Origin of the sequence: Tepidicella xavieri, assembly GCF_004363315.1 — a bacterium.
Classification (GTDB): Bacteria; Pseudomonadota; Gammaproteobacteria; order Burkholderiales; family Burkholderiaceae_C; genus Tepidicella; species Tepidicella xavieri.
Map to the genome: position 1 here is coordinate 1 of NZ_SNYL01000029.1, position 1,465 is coordinate 1,465.

Sequence of the window (1,465 nt, forward strand, 5' to 3'; positions counted from 1 at the left end):
AGGGCTGCCAGGGGCTGGAAATGCGGATCCAGCCGGTTGAAAGCCGACGCAGGCAGAGCCTCGGCTGCTTCGATGGGCACTTTTTCAACGGCCTGGTAAGCCGACAGCAGCACATGGGCGGCATCGAAGCCGGCCACCTCGGCAAACCCCGGCCCCCGCTGGAAGCGGGCCTCAAACGTGCGGCGAAACGCCTGATAGGCCGGTGCCTGGCTGTGGCGGTCGAAGTACTGCGCCACCATCACCCCCTCGGCGGCACGCCCGGCCAGCTCCAGGAATTGCTCCGTGGCCGCCCATTCGGCGGTGATCACGGGCAGCTCGCCATATTCCCGGCGCAGCAATTGCAGCAGGTTGGCCGCGTCCAGGGCATTGATGATGAGCACCAGCGCATCCGGGCGGCTGGCCATGGCCCGGGCCAGATAGGGCGCCAGGCTCTCGCCGGGCGAACTCAGCCGGTAGGCTTCCACGTGCACCACCTGCGCCCCCAGGCGCTGGGCGGTGGCGCTGAAGTGTTCGGTCCAGCTGCGGGTATAGGCCGCGTTGCCGTCGTCGCGCACAATGGCGTAGCGGCCGCCGCGGCCCGCGCTGATGTGGTATTCGGCCGAGAGGCGGGCGTATTCCTGCGTGGTGGAGCAGACCCGGAAGAAATGGTCGTCCTGCCCGGCGAAATCCGTGCTCGTCACCGTGGGGGAGACGGTGGTGATCCGCGCCTCATTGGCCAGCGGAATCCACCGCGCCGCCACGCTGCTGGTCATCGGCCCCACCAGCCCAATGAGCCCGGCGCTGCGAATGGCTTGCAGCAGTTCGCCCACCTCGTCTGGCCGTTGCCGGTCGTCGAAAGGCACCAGCTCCACCCGCTGGCCGTCCACGCCGCCCCGGGCATTGAATTGCTCCACCGCCAGCAGGGCCCCGTCGCGCCCGGCCAGCCCCAGATCGGCAGCCGGGCCGGTGAGCCCGCCCAGAAAACCCACGCGCAGCGGCCGCTTGGCGCAGCCGGGCAGGGCCAGCAGCGCACCAGCCCCCACCCCCGCAGCCAGCCATTGCCGGCGCGTCCAGACGGTGTGTGGCCGCTTCATGACTCACTCCTGGGTGTAATGCGCCGGGCCCTGCGGGCGCTGGCGCAGCCAGTCCAGCAGGTCGTGCGCCTCCATCGGGCGGGCGATGTGGAATCCCTGCCCCTCATGCACGCCCATGGCCGCCAACGTGCGCCAGACGCGCGCGTCCTCGATGCCTTCGGCCAGCACCTTCAGGCCCAGCTTGAGCCCGAGCTGCGCGATCAATTCGGCGATCCGTGGGCCGCCCTCGGCCGACATCTGCGTCACAAACGCTTTGTCAATCTTGATGCGGTCCAGCGGCAGGCGTTCCAGATAGCTTATTGCTCCGGCCCCTAGAAGTTTCAACCGGCGGCGTATTTGACCCTGGGGTCCTGGAAGTAGCTCATCACCCGCTCGGGTGAGTTCTCCAGCAT

General features: G+C 68.7%; 2 protein-coding genes. Both read right to left on the bottom strand.

Annotation, left to right across the window (positions count from 1 at the left end; genetic code table 11):
• Positions 1 to 1,073: ABC transporter substrate-binding protein (locus DFR43_RS13540; RefSeq protein ID WP_133599585.1), on the bottom strand; the 1,073-nt coding region annotated here is incomplete at its 3' end.
• 3 nt (positions 1,074 to 1,076) lie between these two features.
• Positions 1,077 to 1,397: an EAL domain-containing protein gene (locus DFR43_RS13545; protein ID WP_342776104.1), complete on the bottom strand. Its 321-nt coding sequence runs from the start codon at positions 1,395 to 1,397 to the stop codon at positions 1,077 to 1,079.
• Positions 1,398 to 1,465: the final 68 nt, after the last annotated feature.